Genomic DNA, 23800 nt, shown 5'->3' on the forward strand with positions numbered 1-23800 from the left:
CGAACAATACCCGCTAATCAAGGATGAAACGACTGTTATTACTCCTCATTCTGTCAATTTTTTGGACACTCGCTGGGACGCAGATATCCCTGCCCGCCGCCTCTGTGCAGCCGGATGCTGCGCCCGTTGCTCCCGTGGGGGCTTCGGCCGCAGATACTGCGGCAACGCAAACCGTCATCGTCGCGGATCCCGCCGTGGATTCCCTGTCCGACCCCGCCCCGAATGCGGCCGAGCCCGTCGTGCGTATGACCCTCGACGAGTGCATGGCCTATGCCGTCGAACACAGTCCCGTAGTACGGCAGCAGGATTACACCAACCGCAACTACCGCCAGGACTATATCGAATCCGTGGCGGCGCTCGTGCCCTCGGTCAGCGGCTCGGTCAGCGCCACGACCAGTTTCGGCCGCTCGGTCGACCCCGAGACCAATACCTATACCGACGTTTCGAACCTTTCCAACAACTACGGCGTTTCGGGGCAAATGCCCGTTTTCGCCGGCTTTACGGGGATCAATACCATCCGTGCCGCGAAGGTGATGCGCCTGATGGGTGTCGAGGAGTTGCAGCGGGTCAAGGACGAAGTGGCGCTCAATACCATGCAAGCCTATTTCGACGTCGTATATTACACCGAAAGCGTGCGCCTCGCCCGCGAACAGCTGGAAACCAGCACCGGCAACCTCGCCAAGAGCCGCAAGCTGCTCGAACTGGGGCTCAAGAGCGCCGCCGACGTGGCCGAGCAGGAGGCACAGTGCGCTTCGGACGACTACCTGCTGACGCAGCAGGAAAACAACCTCGAACTGGCCAGGATCACGCTTGCCGAAACGATGAATTATCCGCCCGACCGCCCCCTGGGGATCGAGACGGATCTCGCCATCGAAACCCCGGCCGGCACGGCGCCCTTCTCCGATGTGGTCGCCTATGCCCTCGACAACAATCCCAAGGCCCGCAGCGCCGGTTATAACGTGCGGCAGTCGAAACTCCAGTATTCGGTCGCCCGGGGCGGCTTTTTCCCGTCGGTCTATGTCGGCGGCGGATACTCGACCAATTTCTTCATGAGCCTCGACGACCATTCGTTGTACGAGCCGTTTAAGAACCAGTTCCGTGATAACCGCGGTTACTATTTTTCCGCCCAGCTCAACATCCCCATTTTCGGGGGGCTTTCGCGCCGCACGAGGACGAACCGCGCCCGCAACAACTGGCGGATCGCCGAGCAGCAGCGCGATCAGACGTTGCGTGCCCTGCAAAGCGAAATCGCCCAGAACTACCAGCAGATGCTCGGCTACGGCAAGGAGTTCGTGCAGGCCAGCAAAAAAAGCGCGGCCTCCGAGCTGGCCTACAACGCCGTCGCCGGCAAGTACGACCGGGGCATGGTTTCGGCGCTCGACCTTCAGACCGCCGCCAACAACCTGTTGCAGGCCCGCTCCGAACGGTTGCGTGCCCGGTTGCAATACATTATCAAAACGCGCCTGGTCGAGTATTACAACGGTGCGCCCCTGATCCGCTAACGAAAAACAGAAAATAACATGGACATCCGTATCGAAAAGAAAAAGGGCATCCGCGCCCTGTTTACCAAAAAAGGCATCCCCTATCTGGCCGGGGCGCTGTTCCTGGTCTTCGTGTTGTGGCTCCTGTTGCGCGACAACTCCTCGACGCTGCGCGTCGATGCCCGTACGATTTCCGTCGGGCAGGTCGTGAGCGGTGAATTCAACGACTACATCCGCGTCACCGGGCAGGTGCAGCCCATCACCACCGTGCAGCTCAGTCCCCTCGAAGCGGGCATCGTCGAGCGGCTTGTGGTCGAGGAGGGTACCTCCGTCAAAAAGGGCGACGTGCTGGTCGTGCTGAGCAACACGTCGCTCACGCTCGAAATCCTGAACAGCGAGGCCGAGCTGGCCGAAAAGCAGAACATCCTGCGCAATACGCTGATCTCGATGGAGCAGGAGAAACTCTCGCTGCGGCAGGACAAGGCGCAGCTGGATCTCGACGTGTCGCGCAAGAAGCGGGCCTGGCAGCAGAACGAGGAGCTTTACAGGAACGCCCTGATCGCCCGCGAGGAGTGGTTGCAGTCGAAGGAGGACTACGAACTGGCCGAAAAGAAACGCGAGCTGAACATCGAGCGGCAGGTGCAGGATTCGCTCTACCGTTCGGTGCAGATCGAGCAGATGGAGGAGAACCTCGACAACATGAAGCGCAACATGCAGCTCATCCGCGAGCGCATCGGCAACCTCAACGTCAAGTCGCCGATCGACGGCGAAGTCGGCCTACTGGACATCGTGCTCGGGCAGTCGGTCTCCACGGGGCAGAAGATCGGGCAGATCAACGACTTGTCGGACTACAAGGTCGAGGCACAGATCGACGAGAGCTACATCGACCGTGTGCGTGCCGGTCTCGAAGCCACCTTCGACCGTCAGGGCACCGACTACAAGGTGCGCCTGCGCAAAGTCTATCCCGAGGTGCGCAGCGGCCAGTTCCGAGCCGACTTCACCTTCCTGGGCGACCATCCCGAGAACATACGCAGCGGCCAGACCTACTACCTGCATCTCGAACTGGGGCAGCCTACCGAGGCGGTCATCATCCCCCGCGGGTCGTTCTACCAGACCACGGGCGGCGCATGGATTTATGTCCTTGCGCCCGAGGGCGACAAGGCTTACAAACGCCCCATCCGCATCGGCCGCCAGAACCCGCAGTATTACGAGGTGCTCGACGGGCTGGAGCCGGGCGAGCGGGTCATCGTTTCGGGCTATGAGAATTACGGCTCGAACGACGTGCTGATCCTCAATAAATAATTTTCCGCTGAAATTTCTCCGCACCCGTCAAAACCGAATAATATGTTCCGTCAACTCAATTTCCGCTCGTTTTTCAACTTCCTGGGGCGCAACAAGCTCTATGCGGCCATCAATATCTTCGGGTTGTCCGTCTCGCTGATGTTCGTGATCCTGATCGCCGACTACACCCTTCGGCAACTTACGTGCGACGACTACCACGCCAAGGCCGACCGCATTTATGTCATCGGCAACGAGGAGTGCATTACGAGCGGTTATTACCTGCAGAAATACCTGCGCGACCGTTATCCCGAGATCGAATCGACCTGCGCCGTCGCAGTGTCGGGACAGTCCACCGATGCCATGCAGCCCGTCGAGGCCGGACAGGGGAAATATTCGGCGACGATCCTCTTCGCCGATACGACTTTTTTCCGGATATTCGATTTCGAACTGCTGGAGGGCGACCGGGAGCAAGCCCTCGCCTCGCGCGACAACGTGGTGCTTTCCGAGTCGTTCGCCCGCAAGGTTTTCGGCACGTTCAACCCGATGGGGCAGGTGATCCGCTTCCCCGACGAGGAGAAGTCGTACGTTGTGAGCGGCGTGGTGCGGGATATCGACCGCTCGGTGATTCCCAATATGGACATCATCATGCGGGCCGAGCGCCTCTGCGATATCAATTCGGCCAATGACGAGCGTATGAGTAATTCCGGTGCCGTGACGACTTTCATCCTGGCGCGTCCCGGTGCCGACCTGACGGCCAAGATACCCGATATGCTTGATTATTTCAAAGAGATATACTGGATCTACAAGGGCAATGTCTATCAGCATGTGACCCTTACGCCTTTGCGCGATGTCTATTTTTTATCCCAGAATAATGATGGGGGGTTCAACTACGGCAGTTGGCCCTTCGTGATGATCCTTTTCGGTGTGGGCGCCGTCATCCTGCTCTTCGCCGTGATGAATTATATCAACCTGACGGTTGCCCAGACCGGGTTTCGCGCCAAGGAGATGGCCGCCCGCCGGCTGCTGGGCGCCTCGCGCGGCGAAATCATCCTCAAACTGATCCTCGAATCGACATTCCTGTGTGTCGTGGCGTTCGTCATCGCGCTTTTCCTGGCAGCCGCGGTGGAGCCCGGCGCTTCGCGGCTGCTGGGGTCGAAAATCGGTGTCTGGCAGGATATGACGCCTGCCGTCGTGGCTTGCTATGCCGCGTTTATCGTGGTGCTGGGCGTCGTTGCGGGCTTTATCCCGGCGATGATGGTGTCGCGCTACAAACCCGTGGACATCGTCCGGGGATCGTTCCGCCACCGCACCAAGATGTTTTACAGCAAGGTGCTTATCACGATCCAGAACGTCATCACCATTGTCCTGATCGCCACCTCGCTGACCATCGGCCTGCAGATCCGCCACCTGATTTCGGCGCCGATGGGGTACAATACGGCCGACATACTCGATATCTCGACCGAAATTTTCCTCGGGAAAAAACAGATTGCGCAGTTCCGCGAGGAGCTGTTACGCGAGCCGTGTGTCGAGGCCGTCGCCCTGGGCTGCGGTACGCCCCACGACCGGGGCAACAACAATACGATGCAGTATGGCCCCGACCGGATGATCGGATTCCAGATATTCATCGGCGATTCGACCTATTTCCGGATACTGGGGCTGGAGCGGCTGCGCGACAACCACCTCGCCCGTATGAACGACGACAATATGGTCTTCATCAACCAGCACGCCCTGCGGGAACTGGGTATTGCGGAGGACGCCGAAGAATTCAAGGTAGGCATGGATTACTCTTATCCCTACCAAATCGCAGGTATCTACCGCGATTTCCAGATCGGGTCGGCGCTCGACAAGCCCCAATCGGCGATGCTGTGGCAGACGGACGACATTGCGGATATGTACCCGTGGAATATCCTGGTCAAAATCCGCGGGGACAAGACCGTGGCCTACAATACGGTCAAATCGGTCTTCGAACGTATTTCCGACGGTGCGGTTTTTACCGGGGCGGAGTATATCGAGCAGGAAATCGAAGCCGACTATGCCGATCAGCGGCGCATCCTGCACATCGTCGGTATCTTCACGCTCGTGGCGATCCTGATCTCGGCGCTCGGTCTGGTGGCCATGTCGACTTACTACATCCAGCAGAAGGAGCAGGAGGTCGCCGTCCGCAAGGTCTTCGGCTCGACGCGCGGTGAGGTGCTCACGCGCCTGGTGGGCAACTTCATGCGGCTGGTCGGCGCGGCGTTCGTCATCGCCGTGCCCGTGGCGTGGTACCTGCTCGAACGCTGGCTGCAGGATTACAGCGTCCGGATTTCGCTCTCTCCCCTCATTTTCCTGGCCTCGGGGGCTTTTGCCGCCGTGGTGGCATTCGTTGCCGTCTTCTGGCAGAGCAGCCGTGCGGCCGATTCCAACCCGATCGACTCGATTAAAAACTAAAGACAGACCCGAATGAAGAATTTCCTATTCGCATTACGTTACCTGCGTAAACTGCGCGGCGGCACCCTTGCCCGCGTGGTGTCGCTTTCGCTGGGGCTGGCCGTCGGTCTGCTGGTCTTTTCGTATGCCAATTACAACCTCACCTCCGACCGTTGTTTCCCCGACCGGGAGCGGATATTCCAACTGTGGGCTCATTATGCCGATCCGCAGCACAGCGGGTACAGTCCGCAGCTCAATGCCCCCATCGCCCCGGCGCTGGCCGAAGAGGTTCCGCAGGTCGAAGCCGCCACACGCCTGTTCGGGCCGCGCACATCCGACATCGTGCGCGGTGATAATGCTTTCCAGGCAAAGTATATATACGCCGATACGATGTTTTTCGACGTGCTGGGATTCGAACCGATGAACGGCAACCCCAAAGAGATCCTGCTCCATGCCGACCAGGTGATGCTTGCGGAGTCTTTTTCCCGCACGATCTTCGGTCGTAAGGATCCCGTGGGGCAGTTGGTATTGCTGAACGGCACCGATTCGCTGACGGTCATGGGGCTTTTCCGCGACCCGAATCCCAACCAGCACCTCGGCGGTTTCAATATGCTCTGTTCGTTCGAAATGGTGAAGCGCGACCTCAATACGTCGTGGCGGGGCGGCGATTCGTTCCCGAGTTATGTCAAACTCCACAAAGGGGCGTCCGTCGCCGAGGTCGAAGCGCAGCTTCCCGCATTTTTCGACCGCCACGGATTCACCGAGGATATGAAAGCCTGGAACCGCAGCTACCGGTTTTTCCCGATCACGGAGTCTTCGCGCATAAATACTTCCGCCGGGCTGATCGCATGGGTGTTGATGGCACTTGCGGCCCTTACGCTTTTCGTTGCGTCGATGAACTATGTGCTGATTTCGATTTCGACGTTGGTAAGCCGCTCGAAGACCATCTCCATGCTCAAGGTCGGGGGTGCCCGGTCTTCGGACATCTTCCGCATTTTCTGTTCCGAGACCGCCATACTGACCTTCGCTTCGGTCATCGTGGCCGGATTCCTGTTGTGGGCCCTGCAGGATCAGGTGCTGGAGATTACCGGGACGCCGATGTCCGAACTTTTCGCCCTGAAGCGCATTTGGGTGCCGTTGCTCGTCATCCTTGCCGCCTTTGCCCTTGCCGCGCTTATCCCGTCGCGTATTTTCACTTCGGTTCCCGTGACATTGGCATTCCGCGGGGTCAGCGACAACCGCCGCCGGTGGAAACAGACGCTGCTGGTGGCCGAGATCGTCAGTTGTACGTTTACGCTTACGCTCCTGTTATTGGCCGTGTTGCAGTTCGATAAACTCCGCAACGGCGATTTCGGGTTCGAACATGACCGTATCGTATATACATATGTCAAAACGCCTTTGGGCAACATTTCTTCGGTCTGCGACGCCGTTGCTTCGCTACCCGAAGTCGACGCTGCCGGAGCTTCGCTCGAGGTGCCGCTTTGGGGATATTCGGGAATGCCCTGCATTGACGAAAACTCCAAGGAATTGCTTTTCTCCTGCCGCTGGCTGCTTTGCAACGAGGGCTTTATACCTGCGATGCGGATGCACCTTGTCGGCGGCCGGAACTTTACGCCTTCGAGCAACCCCCTGGAGGCGATCGTAAACGAAACCTACGTCCGTATGCGCGGATGGACGCCCGAACAGGCATTGGGGCATCAGATTACCGACGACTCCTCGCCCGGGGCTCCTCTTTATACGATCGTGGGCGTCGTAAAGGATTTCAGGACGGTCGTGGCTACGGGAGAGGTCGAACCGATCGTGTTCCATCCGTTCAGCTATTTCCAGAAGTTCGGTGCCACGGACGATTATATGCTGGACTATTCCATGATGATCCGCCTGCGCGGGATGTCGCCCGAGTCGCTGGAGGCCGTGCAGCGCAAGATCGGAGAATACCCTTCGGGCAACAATCATACGCTCGAAGTTTACGACAACAAACTGGGCCCCATCCTTTTCGAGATACGCAGTTTCCGCAATATCGTCTTTACCGTGAGCGGCATCACCCTGCTTATCGCCCTGATGGGGCTCGTGGGCTATCTGGGCGACGAAATGCGCCGCCGCAGCAAGGAGATCGCCCTGCGCAAGGTCAACGGGGCTTCGACGGCTGACGTGCTGCGCCTGTTGGCGCGCGACGTGCTGTGGATCGCCGTTCCGTCCGTGGTCGTCGGGGCCGCCGTAAGCCGCTGGGGTGCAGACCTGCTGGTCAGCAACTTCGTCGAGCGTGTGGCGCTCCGCTGGTGGCTCTTCGCCCTGTGCGGGGCAGTGGTGCTGTTGATCGTCTGCACCGTGCAGCTCGTCCGCACGTGGCGCATCGCCAATGCCAACCCGATTAACATGATTAAAACCGAATAGTGTGTTATGAAGATCGCATTTCGTAATTTTCTGACTACGCTGCGGCGCTACAAAATTTCGTCGCTGCTGAACGTCATAGGCCTGACGCTGGCATTTACCGCGTTCTACGTCATCATGACGCAGGTCTGGTGGGAGCTGGGTTACAACCGCTCGCTGCACGAAGCCGACCGTATTTATCTCGTGGAGAACGAGGACTGGTACGAGCCCGGGAAATGGTCGTCGTGGCTTAACCGGCCGGTGCCCGAGCGTGTCATCGCTTCGACGGCGGGGGTCGAAGTCGGGGGCTGCATGTGGGGTGGTTTCGGCTCCGGAACCTGTTGGACGAGCAACGAGCCTTCGTTCGGGTATAATAAGTTTTCTGCTTCCTGCGGTTCGGTATCGCTGCCTTTCCTCGATGTTTTCGCTTTCCGTTCGGTCGAGGGCGATGTGCATGACCTCGGAAAACCGAAGAGCGTCATCGTTTCCCGCGAGGCGGCCGAACGGATGCGGGTCGGCGTGGGCAGCCTCATATGGGTCGACACCGACGAACCCCAGCCCGACGGGGCGATGGAAGTCGTGGCGGTTTTCGAAGACTTTCCGGACAATTCGTTGCTGGGAGAGTGCGAGGTGGTGAAAAATCTGGGCGAAACGAACCTTTATACCACTTCGGAGTGGAGTTTCAATTATTTCGTCAAATTCAGGCCCGGTGCCGATCCCGACGAGTTTGCGCGCCAGTGGACGAACGTGAACCAGGAGATGCAGCGCGAGGCGGCCGAGAAACGTGCGGCGGCCGGGGACGCCGCAGATGACGACGACGAATCGGGTATCTACGGCGTGCGCCTTTCTCCGGTATCGGAACTCTATTTCGAGTCGGATTCACAGGCGCCCTGCCGGCAGGGGTCTGTCGTCACGACCTATACCCTGCTGGGTATTGCCGTGTTGGTTATCGTGCTGGCTTTCATCAACTTCGTCAACTTCTTCTTCGCGCTGGTGCCGGTGCGCATCCGTACCGTCAATACGTTCAAGGTCTTCGGCGCTCCCGCCTCGTCGCTGCGCTTCAATTTCGTTTTCGAGGCGTTCGGGCTCGTCCTGATCGCTTTGCTGGCGGCCTGGTACGTTTCCTTTGCCTTGCAGGGCACCGAATTCGCCAGCTACATTTCCGCATCGCTGGCGCTGTCGCAGAATTTGGAAGTCGTGGGGCTGGTAGCCGTTGTAGCTTTCGTCATGGCGCTCGCCGCCAGCCTCTACCCGGCGTGGTATATCACGTCGTTCGCCCCGGCGCTGGTCGTCAAGGGATCCTTCGGCGGAACCCGCAGCGGCCGCCGGCTGCGTACGCTGCTGCTGGGCGTGCAGTTCTTCATCTCCATCGGGCTGATCATCGCGACCAGTTTCATTCGCCTGCAACACGACTACATGATGCACTATGACATGGGTTTCGACAAGGAAAACCTCCTCGCCGTGCGGCTTTCCGAACGTGGGGCGGCAAGTTATGACGCCCTTCGGCAGAAACTTCTATCCGACCCTCAGGTAAAGGATGTTACGGGAGCTACGAGCCGTTTGGTGTCGGTCGGGCGTATGGGCTGGGGCCGGGAGTTCAAGGGCCGTCAGGTCGCTTTCCAGAGTTATGTCGTACAACCTGATTTCTTGCGCGTGATGGGTATCCCGATTACCGACGGACGCGATTTCCTGGAGAGCGACTTCGACAAGGAACTCGGAACGATGATTTTCAACGAAGCGGCGCGGCGGGAATTTGAAATGCAGGTCGGCGACCGTATCAACGGTTTCGTGTCGCCCGACGAGCAAATTGTAGGTTTCTGTGCCGATTTCAACTTCAAGCCCCTGCAATACGGTGTATCGCCCTTCTGTTTCTATCTTCTTCCGAAGAAAATCCAGCAGGAAAATTACTGGCACCTGCCTCATGTGGTCTATGTGCGGATGACGCCCGGAGCCGATATTGCGGCTGTTACCGCCCATATCCGCCGCTGTATCGCGGAGGTCGATCCCCGCACGGAGCCGGGCGATATCGTCGTCCGTGTTTTCGACGAGGAGCTGGGCCTCGAGTACGACAACGAACGCAAACTGACGGCCATCGTCGGGCTGTTCGCGCTGTTGGCCGTCGTGATCGCCCTGATGGGCGTCTTCGGGCTGGTGCTGTTCGAGACGCAGCACCGCCGCCGCGAAATCGCCGTGCGCCGGGTAATGGGGGCTTCGCGGGGCGAAATCCTCGCCATGTTCAACCGCCGCTACGTCATGCTGGTCGCCGTGTGTTTCGTGCTGGCCGTCCCGGTAAGCATCTGGGCCGTCAGGCACTGGCTCGCAGGCTTCGCCTATGCCGTGCCGCTGTACTGGTGGGTCTTTGCCCTGGCACTGGCGGGGGTGCTGGCCGTCACGGCTCTCACCGTCACCGTCCGCTCGTGGCGTGCCGTTAACGAAAACCCGGCCGAATCCGTGAAATCCGAATAAATCAAATCAATATCAACAATAAAAACCTGTTTGTTATGTCAATGCTGAAAGTTGAGAACCTCAAGAAGGTTTTCCGTACCGAAGAGATCGAGACCATCGCACTGAACGGCGTGACGTTCGAAGTGAAGGAGGGTGAATTCGTCGCCGTCATGGGTCCCTCGGGCTGCGGCAAGTCCACGCTGCTCAATATCCTGGGGCTTCTGGACAATCCCACCTCGGGCAGCTATACGCTGCTCGACCACGAGGTCGCCGGGTTCAAGGAGAAAGACCGCACGAAATTCCGCAAGGGGAATATCGGGTTTGTCTTCCAGTCGTTCAACCTGATCGACGAACTGAATGTCTTCGAGAACGTCGAGCTGCCGTTGATCTACATGCGCGTCAAGGCGTCTGAGCGCAAGCGTCGTGTCAACGAGATCCTGAGCCGCATGAATATTTCGCACCGCGCCGAACACTTCCCCCAGCAACTCTCGGGCGGACAGCAGCAACGTGTGGCCATCGCCCGTGCCGTGGTGTCGAACCCCAAGCTGATCCTGGCCGACGAGCCCACGGGTAACCTCGACTCGAAGAACGGCCGCGAGGTGATGGAACTGCTTTCGGAGCTGAACCGCGAGGGTACGACCGTCATCATGGTGACCCACTCGCAGCACGATTCGACTTACGCGCACCGGGTGCTGCACCTGTTCGACGGCGAGCTGGTCAAGGATCTCGCCAACAAACTGTAATTTCTGTCCCTGACCGATAAAAAGTTCATTCCATAAGCGGGGAGGCCGGAGTATTCCGGCCTCTTTTGTGCCGTCCCTGTTCGTGTCCCGTGCGGAGCCTGTTGTGTTTCCGGGGTACGGGCGGCACGCGGCGGTGCCGGACTGTGCGGCCCGAATACCTTTCCGGGGAGGGGCTCCGGGGAAGGGCGGGCATGTCGATGCAGCCACGGGTTGCGGGTGACAGCGGCAGGGTGCAAAGATTCGGGAGATAGGCTTCCGGAACGTCGAAGTACATAATTGCCGGTAATTATACGCCCCCGGATGCCGCCCGGAGCCGTTTCGGGTCATTTTAGGTATTTTCGCGTATTGACCTTTTGCGCCGGAATCACGACTTTTGTGAACCCAAACGACCTTGTTTATGAGAATGATTTTGCCCGTATTGCTGCTGCTCGGCGTAATTGGAGCCGCTCGTGCACAGCAACCCGACACACAATCCGCGACAGCTTCGGTTGAGGAACTTTCGGCGGAAATCGCGGCGCTCAAAGCCAAAACGTCCACCTGGGACAAAGTGCTGGCCGCCCTGCCGAAAATTTCGGGATATGTCCAGACCGGTTACGAATGGAGCGACAATTCGTCGACCTTTTTTATCAAACGCGTACGTCTGAACCTGGCGGGCGCCATCGCTCCGAAACTGGATTACCGTGTCCAGATCGAATTCGCTTCGCCGAAAATCGTCGACGCCTACCTGTGTTACAAACCGTTCGATGAGCTCAACGTCCAGCTGGGCGAATACAAGCTGCCTTTTTCGATCGAGAATACCGACTATGTGCCGCTCAGATATGAGTTCATCGAATACCCCCTTTCGTTGCGCAAACTGATGGGTTTCAACGACCTCTGCGGGCTTTCGGCCACTGGCCGCGACATGGGCGCGCAGCTGTTCGGAGGATTTTTCAAGCGCGACGGGTACAGTATCCTGAACTACAACTTCGGCGTTTTCAACGGCGAGGGGCTGAACGTCAAGGATAAGAACAAAAGCAAGGACATCGTGGCGCGCCTTACGGTCAAGCCCGTCGCCGGATTGCAGTTCGCGGGATCGTACTACTGGGGCGAGTACGGCGAGGATTACCTGAAGCGCATCCGTTACGGTGCCGGTGCCTGCTACGATTACGGGCGCCTCGTCCTGCGCGGCGAATACATCTGCGGCACGACGGGCGGCCTCGACAGCGAGGGGTGGTATGCCGTGGCCGGCTGGCGCGTGGCTCGGACATTGTTGCCGACGGTGCGGTACGATACCTTTCTCGAAGACTGCTCCCGCGGTTCGAGCCGCCAGACCAATTATACGGCCGGGCTTACGTGGCAACCTGTGAAATACCTGCGCTGCCAGCTGGATTATACCTACGAAGATTTCGCCGCGCGGGGTGTCGCCGGTCGCAATGTGGTGGCACTGATGCTCTCCGGCATATTTTAACCTGAAAAAATGATAAAGATGAAAAAGTGGATGGAACAATTCCGGGTCGAGGACTGGGTGGTGGTCTGGGTGAGCATTCCCCTGCTGGTGCTGGCCGCGGTCGCACCTTCCGCGCTGCCCAAAGTCCCCGCGACGCTGCTGGGCGGCGCTGCGTGGAGCAATATCGCCTGTCTCTTCGCCATCGTGCTGGTGGTGCTCTATGCCGGGTGCCTGATGCTGCGGCGACCGCTCAGGGGGCTGCTTGCGTCGCTCGTGGTCGTCTTCGCCGTCTCGTTGCTGGCGCAGATCGTCGCCAAGATCCCCTCCGTGTCGTATTACGGCTTCGAATCGGTATTCTTTTCGGTGCTCTTCGGGTTACTGATCCGCAACGTGTGGCATGTTCCCGCGTGGCTGAAACCCGCGATCCAGGGTGAATTCTACATCAAGATCGGCGTCGTGTGCCTCGGTGCCACGATCCTCTTCAGCGATGTGATGAAATCGGGTGTCTTCGGCCTCGTGCAGGCCTGCCTGGTGGTCGCCGTCGTGTGGTTCTTCGCCTTCCGGCTTTCGCGCCGCATGAAGGTCGACGAACGCTCGGCGATGATCCTTTCGAGCGGCGTGTCGATCTGCGGCGTGTCGGCCTGTATCACGGCGGCCCGCGTGGCGGGCGGCGACGACCGGAAACTTTCGTACATCGTTTCGTTGGTACTGATCGTCGTCGTGCCGATGATCTATCTGATGCCGTGGCTGGCGCATGTGATCCTGCCGCATATTTTCGACGATCCGCATGTCGTGCAGGAGGTTGCCGGGGCGTGGATCGGCGGTACGATCGACACTACGTCGGGTGTCGCCGCATCGAGCATGATCGTGGGCGAGGTGGCCAACCAGCATGCCGTCATCATCAAGGCTGCGCAGAACGTACTGATCGGTGTGGTGGCGTTCTTCATCGCGCTTTACCTCTCGACACGCCGCGGCGATAAGACCGGGCAGGCCCCGTCACTGGGGATCGTGTGGGAGAAATTCCCCAAATTCATCATCGGATTCGTTGCCGCATCGCTGGTGTTCAGCCTATTGCAGGGAAACGGCCTCTTTACGGCCGATGCCAAGGGTAAACTTGCCGAGCCGGGTGTCGCCAAAATGTTCTCGACGGTATTCTTCTCGCTGGCCTTCGTCTGCGTGGGGCTCGATACGCGCCTCAAGGATATCGTTTCCCGGGAGAACCGCAATCTCCTGTGGGCGTTCCTCGCCGCCCAGACTTTCAATATCGTCGTTACGCTCCTCATCGCGCTCGTGCTGTTCGGCGTACTGAAACCGATGCTGGGATAATCCCCGGCAGATGCCTTTCCATAGCCCCCGGAACTTCTGTCCCGGGGGCTTTTCATGCTTCCGGCCGGGCTGTAATGCTCGTCTGTCGTCTGTCGTCTGTCGTCTGTCGTCTGCCGTCTGCCAACCCTGCCCCGTCGATCCGTCCGTCCTTTCCGTGCGTTCGCTGTCCTGTCCGCCGTGTCCTGCCGGCTCCGTTTGTCTGTGGCCTGCTCTGTCCTGCCTGTCCGGTTTGCGGCCTACACGTCTGTCGAGTCCCGTCCGCCAGTGCCTTGTGCTGCGAGGGATTTTCTTGTCCGGAATACCTTGGACGCAATGCCGTTATGGCCGAATAACATATTTTTCAGCCTTTTTAAATTGTCCGATGGTTAGTTTTGCTGCCATGATCCCGCCGGGACATGCATCCGTGCACCTCCGGCGGCGTGGAAAATTCCAATTCTAACCATAAACAACTAAAATGTATGGCAACAGTAAAAGTCAAGCTCAGGGAATCGACGGTCGGTGGGAAAGCGGGAGTAATATATTACCAGCTTTGCCATCGGCGCAAATCACAGCAGGTAACTACCTCCATGCGTCTCCAGCCCCGGCAGTGGGATGCAAGGCGCGGGTGTGTCATCACGCCCCTTTCGGGCGAAGCCCATGCGTTGCTGTCCGTGCAGCAGCGGATCGACCGTGATTTGTGTCTGTTGCATACGATCATCCGGGATTTCGAATTCCGGCAGGAGGGGTACTCGCTCAGGGATGTTGTCGATCGGTTTCGCAAGTCCCGGCGGAGCACCGTGCTCGCCTATGTCGAAACGCAGGCCGCAAGGCTCGAGGCGAACGGGAAGTTGGGGACGGCGCGCAACTACCGGCGGACACTCGGGAGTTTCTCCGATTTCCTGGGCGGACGGGACATTCCCTTTTCGCTCGTCGATGAACGGCTTGTGGGGCAGTATGACGACTGGCTCCGGCGCCGGGGCGTTGTCCGCAATACCGTCTCGTTTTATATGCGGATATTGCGTGCGGTCTATAATAGGGCCGTGAAGGAGGATGTCGTGCCACAGGCCGATCCTTTCCGGCATGTGTACACCGGTGTCGACCAGACCTGCAAGCGTGCTGTCGGCGAGGATGTCGTCGTGCGGCTCCGGCAGCTGGATCTGACACATTCCCCGTCCCTGGCATTGGCCCGGGATATTTTTATTTTCAGTTATTGTACGCGCGGGATGGCATTCGTGGACATTGCCTTCCTGAGGAATCAGGATATCGTCGGGGATACGATCCGTTATGTTCGCCGCAAGACCGGGCAGCGCCTCGTTATCCGTATCGAGCCCTGCATCGCGAAGCTTATCGGGCGCTATGCCGGTGCAGGGCGCATATCCGGCTATGTTTTTCCGCTGCTCAGTTCGGACGATCCGGTCAGGGCGTTTTCCCAATACCGTACGGCCCTTGACTATTATAATCGTCGGTTGAAAAAGCTGTCCGGTTTGCTGGGGCTCGAAGTCCCGCTCTCCTCCTATACCTCGCGGCATACGTGGGCGACTGCTGCCCGGAACCATAACATTCCGTTGTCGGTCATCAGTGCGGGAATGGGACATGCTTCGGAAAAAACCACGCAGATTTACCTGGCTTCGCTCGAAAACTCCGTCATCGACCAGGCGAACCGGAGCCTGATAGCATCCTTATACGTGTAAGGTCTCTATATAAGAGATAGGTCTGTCTTGATTACTATCTGATAATCAATTATATAACATATAATAAAAGTTATTTTTACCGACCTTGTTCGATTATTGTCTGCAAATACCCAAAGTCGGATTAAAAGAGCACTGAATTCATCCACTTGGCGAACAATTCGTGCAGACAATCGGGTCAAAGATGGTAAGTTTTTGATAATCAACTTGTTTTTGCATTGACAAGCGGTGCCGGGAACAAAAATATGATTTAAAAAATTTGGGCATATGCTTTATTTTTAGTACTTTTGCAAAAGTTATGAAGGTCTCTTATATAGAGACCGCACTTTAAAATACGGAAGTGTTCTTATGGGAGGCGCGTAATTGATTGAAAATCTTGGTTTTAAGAGGTTTTCGATGTCCCCATAGAACGCTTTTTTCTCAACTGTACGCCTTTCCCGGGTGCCGAATCCCGACTTAACGGATCACAATAATGGACTGTCAGGACACAGATGCCAAATGGTATGTGCTTCGGGTTACCTATCAGCGCGAACTCTCCACCAAGGAGTATCTCGACAAACTGCATGTCGAGAATTTCGTGCCGGTAAGGGTCGTACGCCGCCGGGATTCCAAGGGCCGGTTTTCCCGGGTACGGGAAGCCGCAGTGCACAACTATATCTTCGTCCGTTCCACGCGGGAGGTTATCGACGACCTGAAGACATTCAGGCTGCCGATTCTGCGCTATGTGATGCATCAGCAAAACGGCGAGAACCAGATTATGACCGTGCCCGAGTCCCAGATGCGCAATTTTATTGCCGTGGCCGCCAATATCGACGAACCGGTGATTTTCCTTTCGCCCGAAGAGGTCGCGTTGTCGAAAGGCGACAAGGTGAGGATTAAGGACGGCGTATTCATGGGTGTCGAAGGCACGTTCATGCGGGTGAAAAACACCCGGGACAGACGTGTCGTTGTCAAGATCGACGGCATTATGGCGGTCGCTACCGCTTCCATTCCCTCCGCGTTGGTCGAAAAAATATGATCCCTGGCCTGTAAACCTGCAAAAGGAACTATTCCGGTTCCGATAAATTACTGACATGACACCGAATTACCTGAAGAAAATGTTGCCATTGCTGCTGGATGCCGATCCCGCCCAGGCCACGAATGTGCAGCTCGTGTCGTTGGCAAAGGCTTTTGCCGCGGGCTATGGGTTGGTGTCGTCCGTGGCGCCTGCCGGGGAATTCGGTACGGAGGAAACCTATCGCAACAGGATCGACAGCTTGTTCTGGGCGCTGTCTGAACGCTCTGAACACGAGCCCGACACAGCGATCCGTAGCCGGATGGTTCATGCCATGTATTCGCTTGCCTGCGAAACGGTGTTTTCCGTCGATCTGCGGAAGAAAAACTGTTGCTACCGGGCTGCGGACGCACTTGTCCGGGATTTTGTGGGCGTCGTCGGTGCCCGACCGGAAAACGGTCTGTTTCAACAGACGGGCGTCTGCATGTGCGCGGCCGACCTGCTCTATCCCGCTCCGGCTGTCGATGACGAATACCTGCTGTTCCTGAAACGGCAGATGGCCGGCTGGAGATTCGCCCTGGATGCTGATGGCTGCTGGCCGGGGGTGTCGTCCGAGGTCGCATTGGAACGTATCGGGGTGATGAACCGGGTTGCCTGGATGTTTCCCGACTTGGAGAACGATGCCGTGATAAGGCGGGCGACGGGGTATTACCGCAGGTGCGTACGTGTCCCTGCCGACCCCCTGAATTTCGACGAGGGGTACCTCTGTACGCTGGGGCGGATGTACGAGGTCGCATTGCAGGGCAATGCCCTCCCTGTCGATAAACCCGTAGCGCGGCGGATCGCCCGGTTCATGTACGATTACAGCCTGACGCTGCCCGTGCGCGGCGACGCATGGTATTATTGCACTTCTTATGTCATACATTGTATTGCCGAAAGTATCGGGGCGCGACTGGAGGCTGAAATGGAACGGCATATCGCATAAATGATAAAGCCTGTTGAATTTTCCATTTGATTGCTGTCGATGTAAAACCTCTTCCTTTTCCGGATAATAAAATGAATCAGTATGGCAACGCCTCTTTGCTACACAGTCATCATTCCTTTCTTTATAGCCCTTTTCTTAGTCGGCTGGATCCATCCTAAACTGGTGAAGATCGCCCTGTTAAAAAACATTGTCGATAATCCGGATGCCCGTAAACTCCAACGTACGCCTGTCCCGGTCTTGGGCGGCGTCGCCGTTTTCTTCGGGGTCGTGATCGCGATCGGGTGCATGAGCGCCGTCGTGGACTGCTCCGGACTGCCCGTCGTGATCATGGCCATGATGGCGATGCTCTATACCGGCACGATGGACGATATTCTGAACCTTTCCCCTTCCCTGCGGCTTTTGATCGAGATCGTCGTCGTGCTGCTGCTGGTCTTCGTCGGCGGCTATTGCATAAACGACTTCCACGGTTTGTGGGGCATCGGGCCGATCTCTCCCTGGTGTGCCGTCCCCCTGACTGTTTTTGCCACCGTTGGCATTATCAACGCCATCAACCTGGTGGATGGCGTAAACGGTCTTTCTTCGGGTTATTGCATCATGGCCTGTACCATCTTCGGCATACTTTTCCATCTCGCCGGCGAAGAGGCGATGACCATCCTGGCGGTAGTTTCGGTCGGGGCCTTGATTCCCTTCTTCCTGCACAATGTCTTCGGTAAAACCTCAAAGATGTTCATCGGCGACGGCGGGACGTTGGTCATGGGCACCGTCATGTCCGTCTTCGTGATCGCCATCCTGCAATCCGGCTCGCGGGTCGCAGCCTTTGTCGACCCCAATGTCGGGCTTGTACCGTTCACGCTGGCGGTATTGTCGGTTCCCGTGTTCGATACGCTGCGCGTGATGTCGACGCGTATGCTGAAGGGCTCGTCGCCATTCCGTCCCGACAAGACCCACCTGCACCATATGTTCATCGACATGGGTTGTTCCCATGTCGCGACGACATTGGCTATCTTGGGATTGAATACGGCGGTCGTATTATGCTGGTGGGCGTTCGAAGCGGCCGGTTTTTCAATCGCCGTTCAACTGTATGCGGTCGTCGGCATGAGCCTTCTGGCCACGTTCGGGTTGTATCATTTCATGCAATGGCATATCCGCCGCGACACGAAATTCATGGGCATTATCCGCCGGCTGGGGTACAAGACCCATATCAGCCGTACCGGAATTTTTTTCTGGTTGCAGCAGGTCATGGATAAGGTTTGATTTTTTTATTCGCGACCCTGTATGTCCGGGACACATTATTTATAAAATATAGATTTAACTTATTGTAATGAAAGGCATAATCTTGGCAGGTGGCAGCGGTACACGGTTGTACCCGATCACGAAGGGCGTCAGCAAGCAGTTGTTGCCTGTTTACGACAAGCCGATGGTCTACTACCCCTTATCGGCCTTGCTGCTGGCTGGCATCCGCGACATCCTCCTGATCTCTACGCCAGAGGATCTGGGCGGTTTCCGTCGTTTACTGGGCGACGGCTCCGACTACGGGGTTCGTATCACGTATGCCGAGCAGCCGTCCCCGGACGGTCTTGCACAGGCATTCCTTATCGGCGCGGATTTCATCGGCGATGACTCCGTGTGTCTGGTTCTGGGGGACAATATCTTCCACGGCTCGGGCTTCACGGGTCTTCTTCGCGAGGCAGTCCGCACGGCCGAGGAGGATGGCAAGGCTACGGTCTTCGGCTACCGTGTCGAGGATCCCCAGCGCTACGGCGTGGCGGAGTTCGATGCGGCGGGCAACTGCCTGTCGATCGAGGAGAAACCGGCGCACCCGAAATCGAACTACGCAGTGGTGGGCCTGTACTTCTACCCGAACAAGGTCGTGGATGTGGCCAAGGGTATCCGGCCCTCGGCGCGCGGGGAGCTTGAGATCACGAGCGTCAACCAGTCGTTCCTGCAACGCGGCGAGCTGAAGGTGCAGACGCTTCAGCGCGGCTTCGCGTGGCTGGACACGGGCACGCACGACTCGCTGGCCGAGGCCTCGATCTTCGTGGAGGTCATCGAGAAACGTCAGGGCCTCAAGATCGCCTGCCTGGAGGGCATCGCCTACCATAACGGCTGGATCACGGCCGCGAAGCTCCGTGAGCTTGCGCAGCCGATGCTCAGGAACCAGTACGGGCAGTACCTTTTGAAACTCCTCGACGAAACCCGACACTGATACCATGAAAGTCATCCCTACCGAAATAGAAGGTGTTGTTCTCCTCGAACCCGATGTCTTCGGAGACGAGCGGGGCTATTTTTTCGAGAGCTATTCTGAGCAGTCCTTCGACAGGCTCGTACGCCCCGTGCGGTTCGTGCAGGACAACGAGTCGATGTCGAAGTACGGCGTTCTTCGCGGTCTTCACTTCCAGCGGGGAGCGCATGCACAGTCGAAGCTGGTGCGCGTTGTCCGGGGCTGCGTGCTGGACGTCGCGGTGGACATCCGCCGGGGCTCGCCCACGTTCGGGCGACACGTCTCTGTGGAGCTCTCGGGGGATAACAAACGGCAGTTCTTCGTGCCGCGGGGCTTTGCGCACGGCTTCTCGGTGCTGAGCGACGAGGCTGTATTCCAATACAAGTGCGACAACCTCTATGCCCCCGAATCGGAGGGCGCCATTGCATGGAACGACCCGTCGCTGGGCATCGACTGGCGCCTGGCGCCGGGGGATGTCGTCCTCTCGCCCAAGGACAGCGGCCACCCGCGGCTGGCGGAGGCCGCGGAACTGTTCGACTACAATACGGACTACTATGCTTAATATCCTGATTACGGGCGCCCGGGGGCAGCTGGGGAGCTCCTTGCGGCAGCTTGGGAGCGTATCGCCCAACAACTACCTGGCCACCGACGTCGCGGAGCTGGACATCACCGACGCCGGGGCGGTGCTTCAAACGGTCAAGGAACAGCGTATCGACGTGATCGTCAACTGCGCGGCCTACACGAACGTGGAGCGTGCCGAGGAGGACGAGGCAAGGGCCGACCTGCTCAACCACAAGGCCGCGGCATACCTCGCAGCTGCGGCCAAAGAAACGGGTGCGACGCTGATCCACGTCTCGACGGACTACGTCTTCGACGGCACGGCCCATACGCCCTACAGGGAGGATATGGCGACCTCGCCGCTGGGGGCCTACGGGCGTACGAAGCTGGCGGGCGAAGAGGCCGTGAAGGCCTCGGGATGCCGTTACCTGATCCTGCGCACGGCGTGGCTCTATTCGGAGTACGGGAACAACTTTCTGAAGACGATGCTGCGTCTGACCTCGGAGCGCGAGACGCTGCGCGTGGTCTTCGACCAGGTGGGCACTCCGACCTACGCCGGAGACTTGGCGCTTGCGATCTTCTCCCTGATCGAGACGGGGCGCTACGCGGGCAACGAGGGGGTGTACCACTTCACCGACGAGGGCGTGTGCTCGTGGTACGACTTCGCGGTGGAGATCGCCGCGGCCGCGGGTCACGGCACGTGCCGCATCATCCCCTGCCACACGTCGGAATACCCCACGAAGGCCCAGCGCCCGGCCTACTCGGTGCTGGACAAGACCAAATTCAAAGAGACCTTCCAAATGGACATCCCCCACTGGAGGGAGGCTTTGATCTACTGCATGAAACGACTCACAGAAAATAACCCATGAAACGCACTATCCTGATTACGGGCGGAGCGGGCTTTATCGGCTCGCACGTAGTACGCCTGTTCGTGACGAAATACCCGGATTACCGGATCGTGAACCTGGACAAACTGACCTATGCGGGGAACCTCGCCAACCTGCGGGACATCGAGGATTCCCCGAACTACGTGTTCGAGAAGGGGGACATCTGCGACCTGGATATGCTGCGGGCGCTGTTTGGTCAGTATGACATCGACGGGGTCATCCACCTCGCGGCCGAAAGCCATGTCGACCGCTCGATCAGGGATCCGTTCACCTTCGCGCGTACGAACGTCCTGGGCACGCTCTCGCTGCTCGAGGCGGCACGGGAATACTGGAACGGTGATTGGGCAGGCAAGCTGTTCTACCACATCTCCACCGACGAGGTGTACGGGGCGCTGGAGCTGACCCGTCCCGAGGGAGATGCTGCGGGCGGGGAGAGCGGCGGCGGGCCCTTCGGCGAGGAGTTCTTCACCGAAGAGACGAAGTACGCCCCGCACAGCCCCTACTCGGCCTCGAAAGCCTCGTCCGACCACTTCGTGCGGGCCTACCACGACACGTACGGGATGCCGACGCTGGTGACTAACTGCTCGAACAACTACGGGCCCTACCAGTTTCCGGAGAAGCTCATCCCGCTGTTCATCAACAACATCCGCCACCAAAAGCCGCTGCCCGTGTACGGCCGCGGGCAGAACGTGCGCGACTGGCTGTACGTCGAGGATCATGCACGGGCCATCGACGTGATCTTCCACAGGGGCAAGGTCGCCGACACGTACAACATCGGGGGCTTCAACGAATGGAAGAACATCGACCTGATACGGGTGATCGTACGGACGGTGGACAGGCTGCTGGGCAACCCCGAGGGGTCGTCGGAGAAGCTCATCACGTATGTCACCGACCGCGCAGGCCACGATCTGAGGTACGCCATCGACTCGCGCAAACTCAAGCGCGAACTGGGCTGGCAGCCCAGCCTGCAGTTCGAGGAAGGAATCGAAAAAACTGTCCGCTGGTACCTCCAAAACCAATCGTGGATGGACGACATAACCTCAGGCGAATACCAGCAATACTATCAGAGCATGTATAAGGGAAGATAAATGACCCGTGACGAGAAAATATATTTTTCCTTACTAAGGATAGGATTAGGAACTGAAAGCCCGGGAGAAATTTTACCGGAATTGGCTAAACTCCAATGGGGTGAACTTTATCGTTTGGCTGTTCGACAGGGGACGGGGGCATTGATCTGGGATGCTTTGCGGCAATTGCATGCAACGGAATATTTACCATTGTCTTTGCGTGTGCAATGGGCCTATAATGTCAAACAAATTGAAGATCGTTATCGAAAACAGGAAAAAGTATTGGCTGAATTGTCAAAATTCTATGCTTCCCATTCCATTTCGCTGATGCTCTTGAAAGGGTATGGACTGAGCTTTTGCTATCCGTGTCCCGAACATCGGGAATGTGGCGATATCGATATCTGGCTTTTTGGTCGACAGCGTGAAGCGGACGAGTTGTTATGTCGTGAATGGGGAATTCGGATCGATGAAGACAAACACCATCATACAGTTTTTCTCATCGACGGAATTATGGTCGAAAATCATTACGATTTTTTGAATATACATGCCCATGCCTCGAATCGGGATATAGAACGGCTCTTGAAAAAATATGCCGAAATACCCGGAGAAATGATCCGGTTGGGACGTGCGAGTATTTATCTTCCGTCGCCCCGATTCAATGCGCTCTTTCTCTTGCGCCATGCCGCTGCACATTTTGCCGCCGAGGAGATTGGTGTCAGGCATGTGGTCGATTGGGCCATGTTTATTCGACGCCATGCTGATGTAATCGATTGGCCGGAACTTTATGCAATGGCAAGCCGCATGAATATGCATCGCTTTTTGAATTGTATGAATGCCATTTCGATTGACAATTTAGGATTGGATGCAGCATTGATTCCTCCCTTTGAACGGGATATAAAACTTGAAAAGCGGGTCTTGAATGATATTTTACATCCCGAATTTAGCGAAAAATTTCCTGAAAAAGGATTTGTTCAGATAATCCGGTTTAAGTTTCGTCGCTGGATGGCAAATCGATGGAAACATAGGATTGTTTACCGCGAAGGTATAATAGGAACCTTCTTCAGGCAGGTATACAGCCATCTGTTAAAGCCTAAATCCATAACATATAATTAAACTGGATTTTACTCGAAAGTGGATTAACCGCTATATATAAAATAAGACCAATACAATAAATATTAATGAATAAGCTTGGAATAATAATTCAGGCTCGTACTGGGTCAACCCGGCTGCCGTCTAAAATGATTCTTCCGTTTTACGGAAATGATGGAATACTCAGCATTCTGCTTTCTCGGTTAACACAGTGTAAGTTGGCTGACAGTATTATTGTGGCAACAACATCATCATCTCCTGATGATGCCATATGCGATTTAGTTCGGGAACACAGGGTGAAATGCTTTCGGGGAGATGAAAATGATGTCTTGGATCGCTTTATTCAAGCAGCCCGATATTATGGGATTTCGAAAATTATCAGAATTTGTGCTGATAATCCTTTCTTAGATATTGAATCGCTTGATTCATTGATTTTAGCGAGTGAAAATATCGATGCAGATTATGTATCATTTTGTACGAGCAATCATACTCCAACCATAAAAACCCATTTTGGCTTTTGGGCTGAATATGTTACACTGGCAGCATTGGAACTTGTTGCTCGGAAGACGGCGGAGAAAGTATATCACGAACACGTAACAAATTATATTTATACTCATCCTAACGATTTTAAAATAATCTTAAATCCGATTCCGGCTGACCTTGAAAAGCGGACAATCCGCTTAACCATAGATACATTGACTGACTTTCGTATCCAGCAGAAAATTTTTCAGGCTGTTTTTGAGGTAAATCCTCGCTTCACGATAAAAGATGTCGTATCGTACCTTGATGGACATGCATGCCTGTATGCAACAATGGATGAGATTATTAAATCCAATCAAAAATAAAATATAAAT

Annotated in this window: 18 protein-coding genes; all 18 read left to right on the forward strand. The window is 56.8% G+C overall.

Annotation, left to right across the window (positions count from 1 at the left end; all coding sequences use genetic code 11):
• The first annotated feature begins 23 nt into the window (after positions 1–23).
• The 18 genes from NQ559_RS07235 (at position 24) to NQ559_RS07320 (ending at position 23791) form a co-directional block, all read left to right on the forward strand.
• A complete protein-coding gene (locus NQ559_RS07235) occupies positions 24–1502 on the forward strand; it encodes a TolC family protein (RefSeq protein ID WP_154654011.1) in 1479 nt (492 codons plus the stop codon).
• An 18-nt stretch (positions 1503–1520) separates the two neighbouring features.
• Positions 1521–2783 carry an efflux RND transporter periplasmic adaptor subunit gene (locus tag NQ559_RS07240; RefSeq protein WP_018695468.1) on the forward strand — a complete coding sequence of 421 codons (1263 nt, stop codon included), beginning with the start codon at positions 1521–1523 and terminating at the stop codon, positions 2781–2783.
• 42 nt (positions 2784–2825) lie between these two features.
• On the forward strand, positions 2826–5192 hold the full coding sequence (locus tag NQ559_RS07245) for an ABC transporter permease (RefSeq protein ID WP_018695467.1): 2367 nt from the start codon (positions 2826–2828) through the stop codon (positions 5190–5192).
• Between the two features lie 12 nt (positions 5193–5204).
• On the forward strand, positions 5205–7562 hold the full coding sequence (locus NQ559_RS07250) for an ABC transporter permease (RefSeq protein WP_018695466.1): 2358 nt from the start codon (positions 5205–5207) through the stop codon (positions 7560–7562).
• A gap of 6 nt (positions 7563–7568) precedes the next feature.
• The gene (locus NQ559_RS07255) at positions 7569–10004 is read left to right on the forward strand and encodes an ABC transporter permease (RefSeq protein WP_018695465.1); all 2436 of its coding nucleotides are present in this window, start codon (positions 7569–7571) and stop codon (positions 10002–10004) included.
• 41 nt (positions 10005–10045) lie between these two features.
• Positions 10046–10726: an ABC transporter ATP-binding protein gene (locus NQ559_RS07260; RefSeq protein WP_018695464.1), complete on the forward strand. Its 681-nt coding sequence runs from the start codon at positions 10046–10048 to the stop codon at positions 10724–10726.
• Between the two features lie 397 nt (positions 10727–11123).
• Positions 11124–12173, forward strand: a complete 1050-nt coding sequence (locus tag NQ559_RS07265; protein WP_018695463.1) for a porin — start codon at positions 11124–11126, stop codon at positions 12171–12173.
• A gap of 18 nt (positions 12174–12191) precedes the next feature.
• The gene (locus tag NQ559_RS07270; protein ID WP_022332553.1) at positions 12192–13478 is read left to right on the forward strand and encodes a YeiH family protein; all 1287 of its coding nucleotides are present in this window, start codon (positions 12192–12194) and stop codon (positions 13476–13478) included.
• 458 nt (positions 13479–13936) lie between these two features.
• The gene (locus NQ559_RS07275; RefSeq protein ID WP_022332554.1) at positions 13937–15148 is read left to right on the forward strand and encodes a site-specific integrase; all 1212 of its coding nucleotides are present in this window, start codon (positions 13937–13939) and stop codon (positions 15146–15148) included.
• 469 nt (positions 15149–15617) lie between these two features.
• A complete protein-coding gene (locus tag NQ559_RS07280; RefSeq protein ID WP_018695460.1) occupies positions 15618–16163 on the forward strand; it encodes a UpxY family transcription antiterminator in 546 nt (181 codons plus the stop codon).
• Between the two features lie 55 nt (positions 16164–16218).
• Entirely contained in the window at positions 16219–17124 is a 906-nt protein-coding gene (locus tag NQ559_RS07285) for a hypothetical protein (RefSeq protein ID WP_018695459.1), read from the forward strand.
• An 81-nt stretch (positions 17125–17205) separates the two neighbouring features.
• The gene (locus NQ559_RS07290) at positions 17206–18378 is read left to right on the forward strand and encodes a glycosyltransferase family 4 protein (protein WP_018695458.1); all 1173 of its coding nucleotides are present in this window, start codon (positions 17206–17208) and stop codon (positions 18376–18378) included.
• A 67-nt stretch (positions 18379–18445) separates the two neighbouring features.
• Positions 18446–19330, forward strand: a complete 885-nt coding sequence (gene rfbA / locus NQ559_RS07295) for a glucose-1-phosphate thymidylyltransferase RfbA (RefSeq protein ID WP_026318292.1) — start codon at positions 18446–18448, stop codon at positions 19328–19330.
• A 4-nt stretch (positions 19331–19334) separates the two neighbouring features.
• The gene (rfbC, locus tag NQ559_RS07300; RefSeq protein WP_018695456.1) at positions 19335–19907 is read left to right on the forward strand and encodes a dTDP-4-dehydrorhamnose 3,5-epimerase; all 573 of its coding nucleotides are present in this window, start codon (positions 19335–19337) and stop codon (positions 19905–19907) included.
• Complete coding sequence (rfbD, locus tag NQ559_RS07305; RefSeq protein WP_018695455.1) at positions 19900–20772, forward strand: dTDP-4-dehydrorhamnose reductase; 873 nt, start codon at positions 19900–19902, stop codon at positions 20770–20772. The genes rfbC and rfbD overlap by 8 nt, the downstream gene beginning before the upstream one ends.
• On the forward strand, positions 20769–21878 hold the full coding sequence (gene rfbB / locus NQ559_RS07310; protein ID WP_018696978.1) for a dTDP-glucose 4,6-dehydratase: 1110 nt from the start codon (positions 20769–20771) through the stop codon (positions 21876–21878). The genes rfbD and rfbB overlap by 4 nt, the downstream gene beginning before the upstream one ends.
• Positions 21879–22970: a nucleotidyltransferase domain-containing protein gene (locus tag NQ559_RS07315; RefSeq protein WP_018696979.1), complete on the forward strand. Its 1092-nt coding sequence runs from the start codon at positions 21879–21881 to the stop codon at positions 22968–22970. It begins immediately after the preceding gene.
• A gap of 65 nt (positions 22971–23035) precedes the next feature.
• Positions 23036–23791, forward strand: a complete 756-nt coding sequence (locus NQ559_RS07320; RefSeq protein WP_022333565.1) for a cytidylyltransferase domain-containing protein — start codon at positions 23036–23038, stop codon at positions 23789–23791.
• Positions 23792–23800: the final 9 nt, after the last annotated feature.

The organism is Alistipes onderdonkii (genome assembly GCF_025145285.1).
Classification (GTDB): Bacteria; Bacteroidota; Bacteroidia; order Bacteroidales; family Rikenellaceae; genus Alistipes; species Alistipes onderdonkii.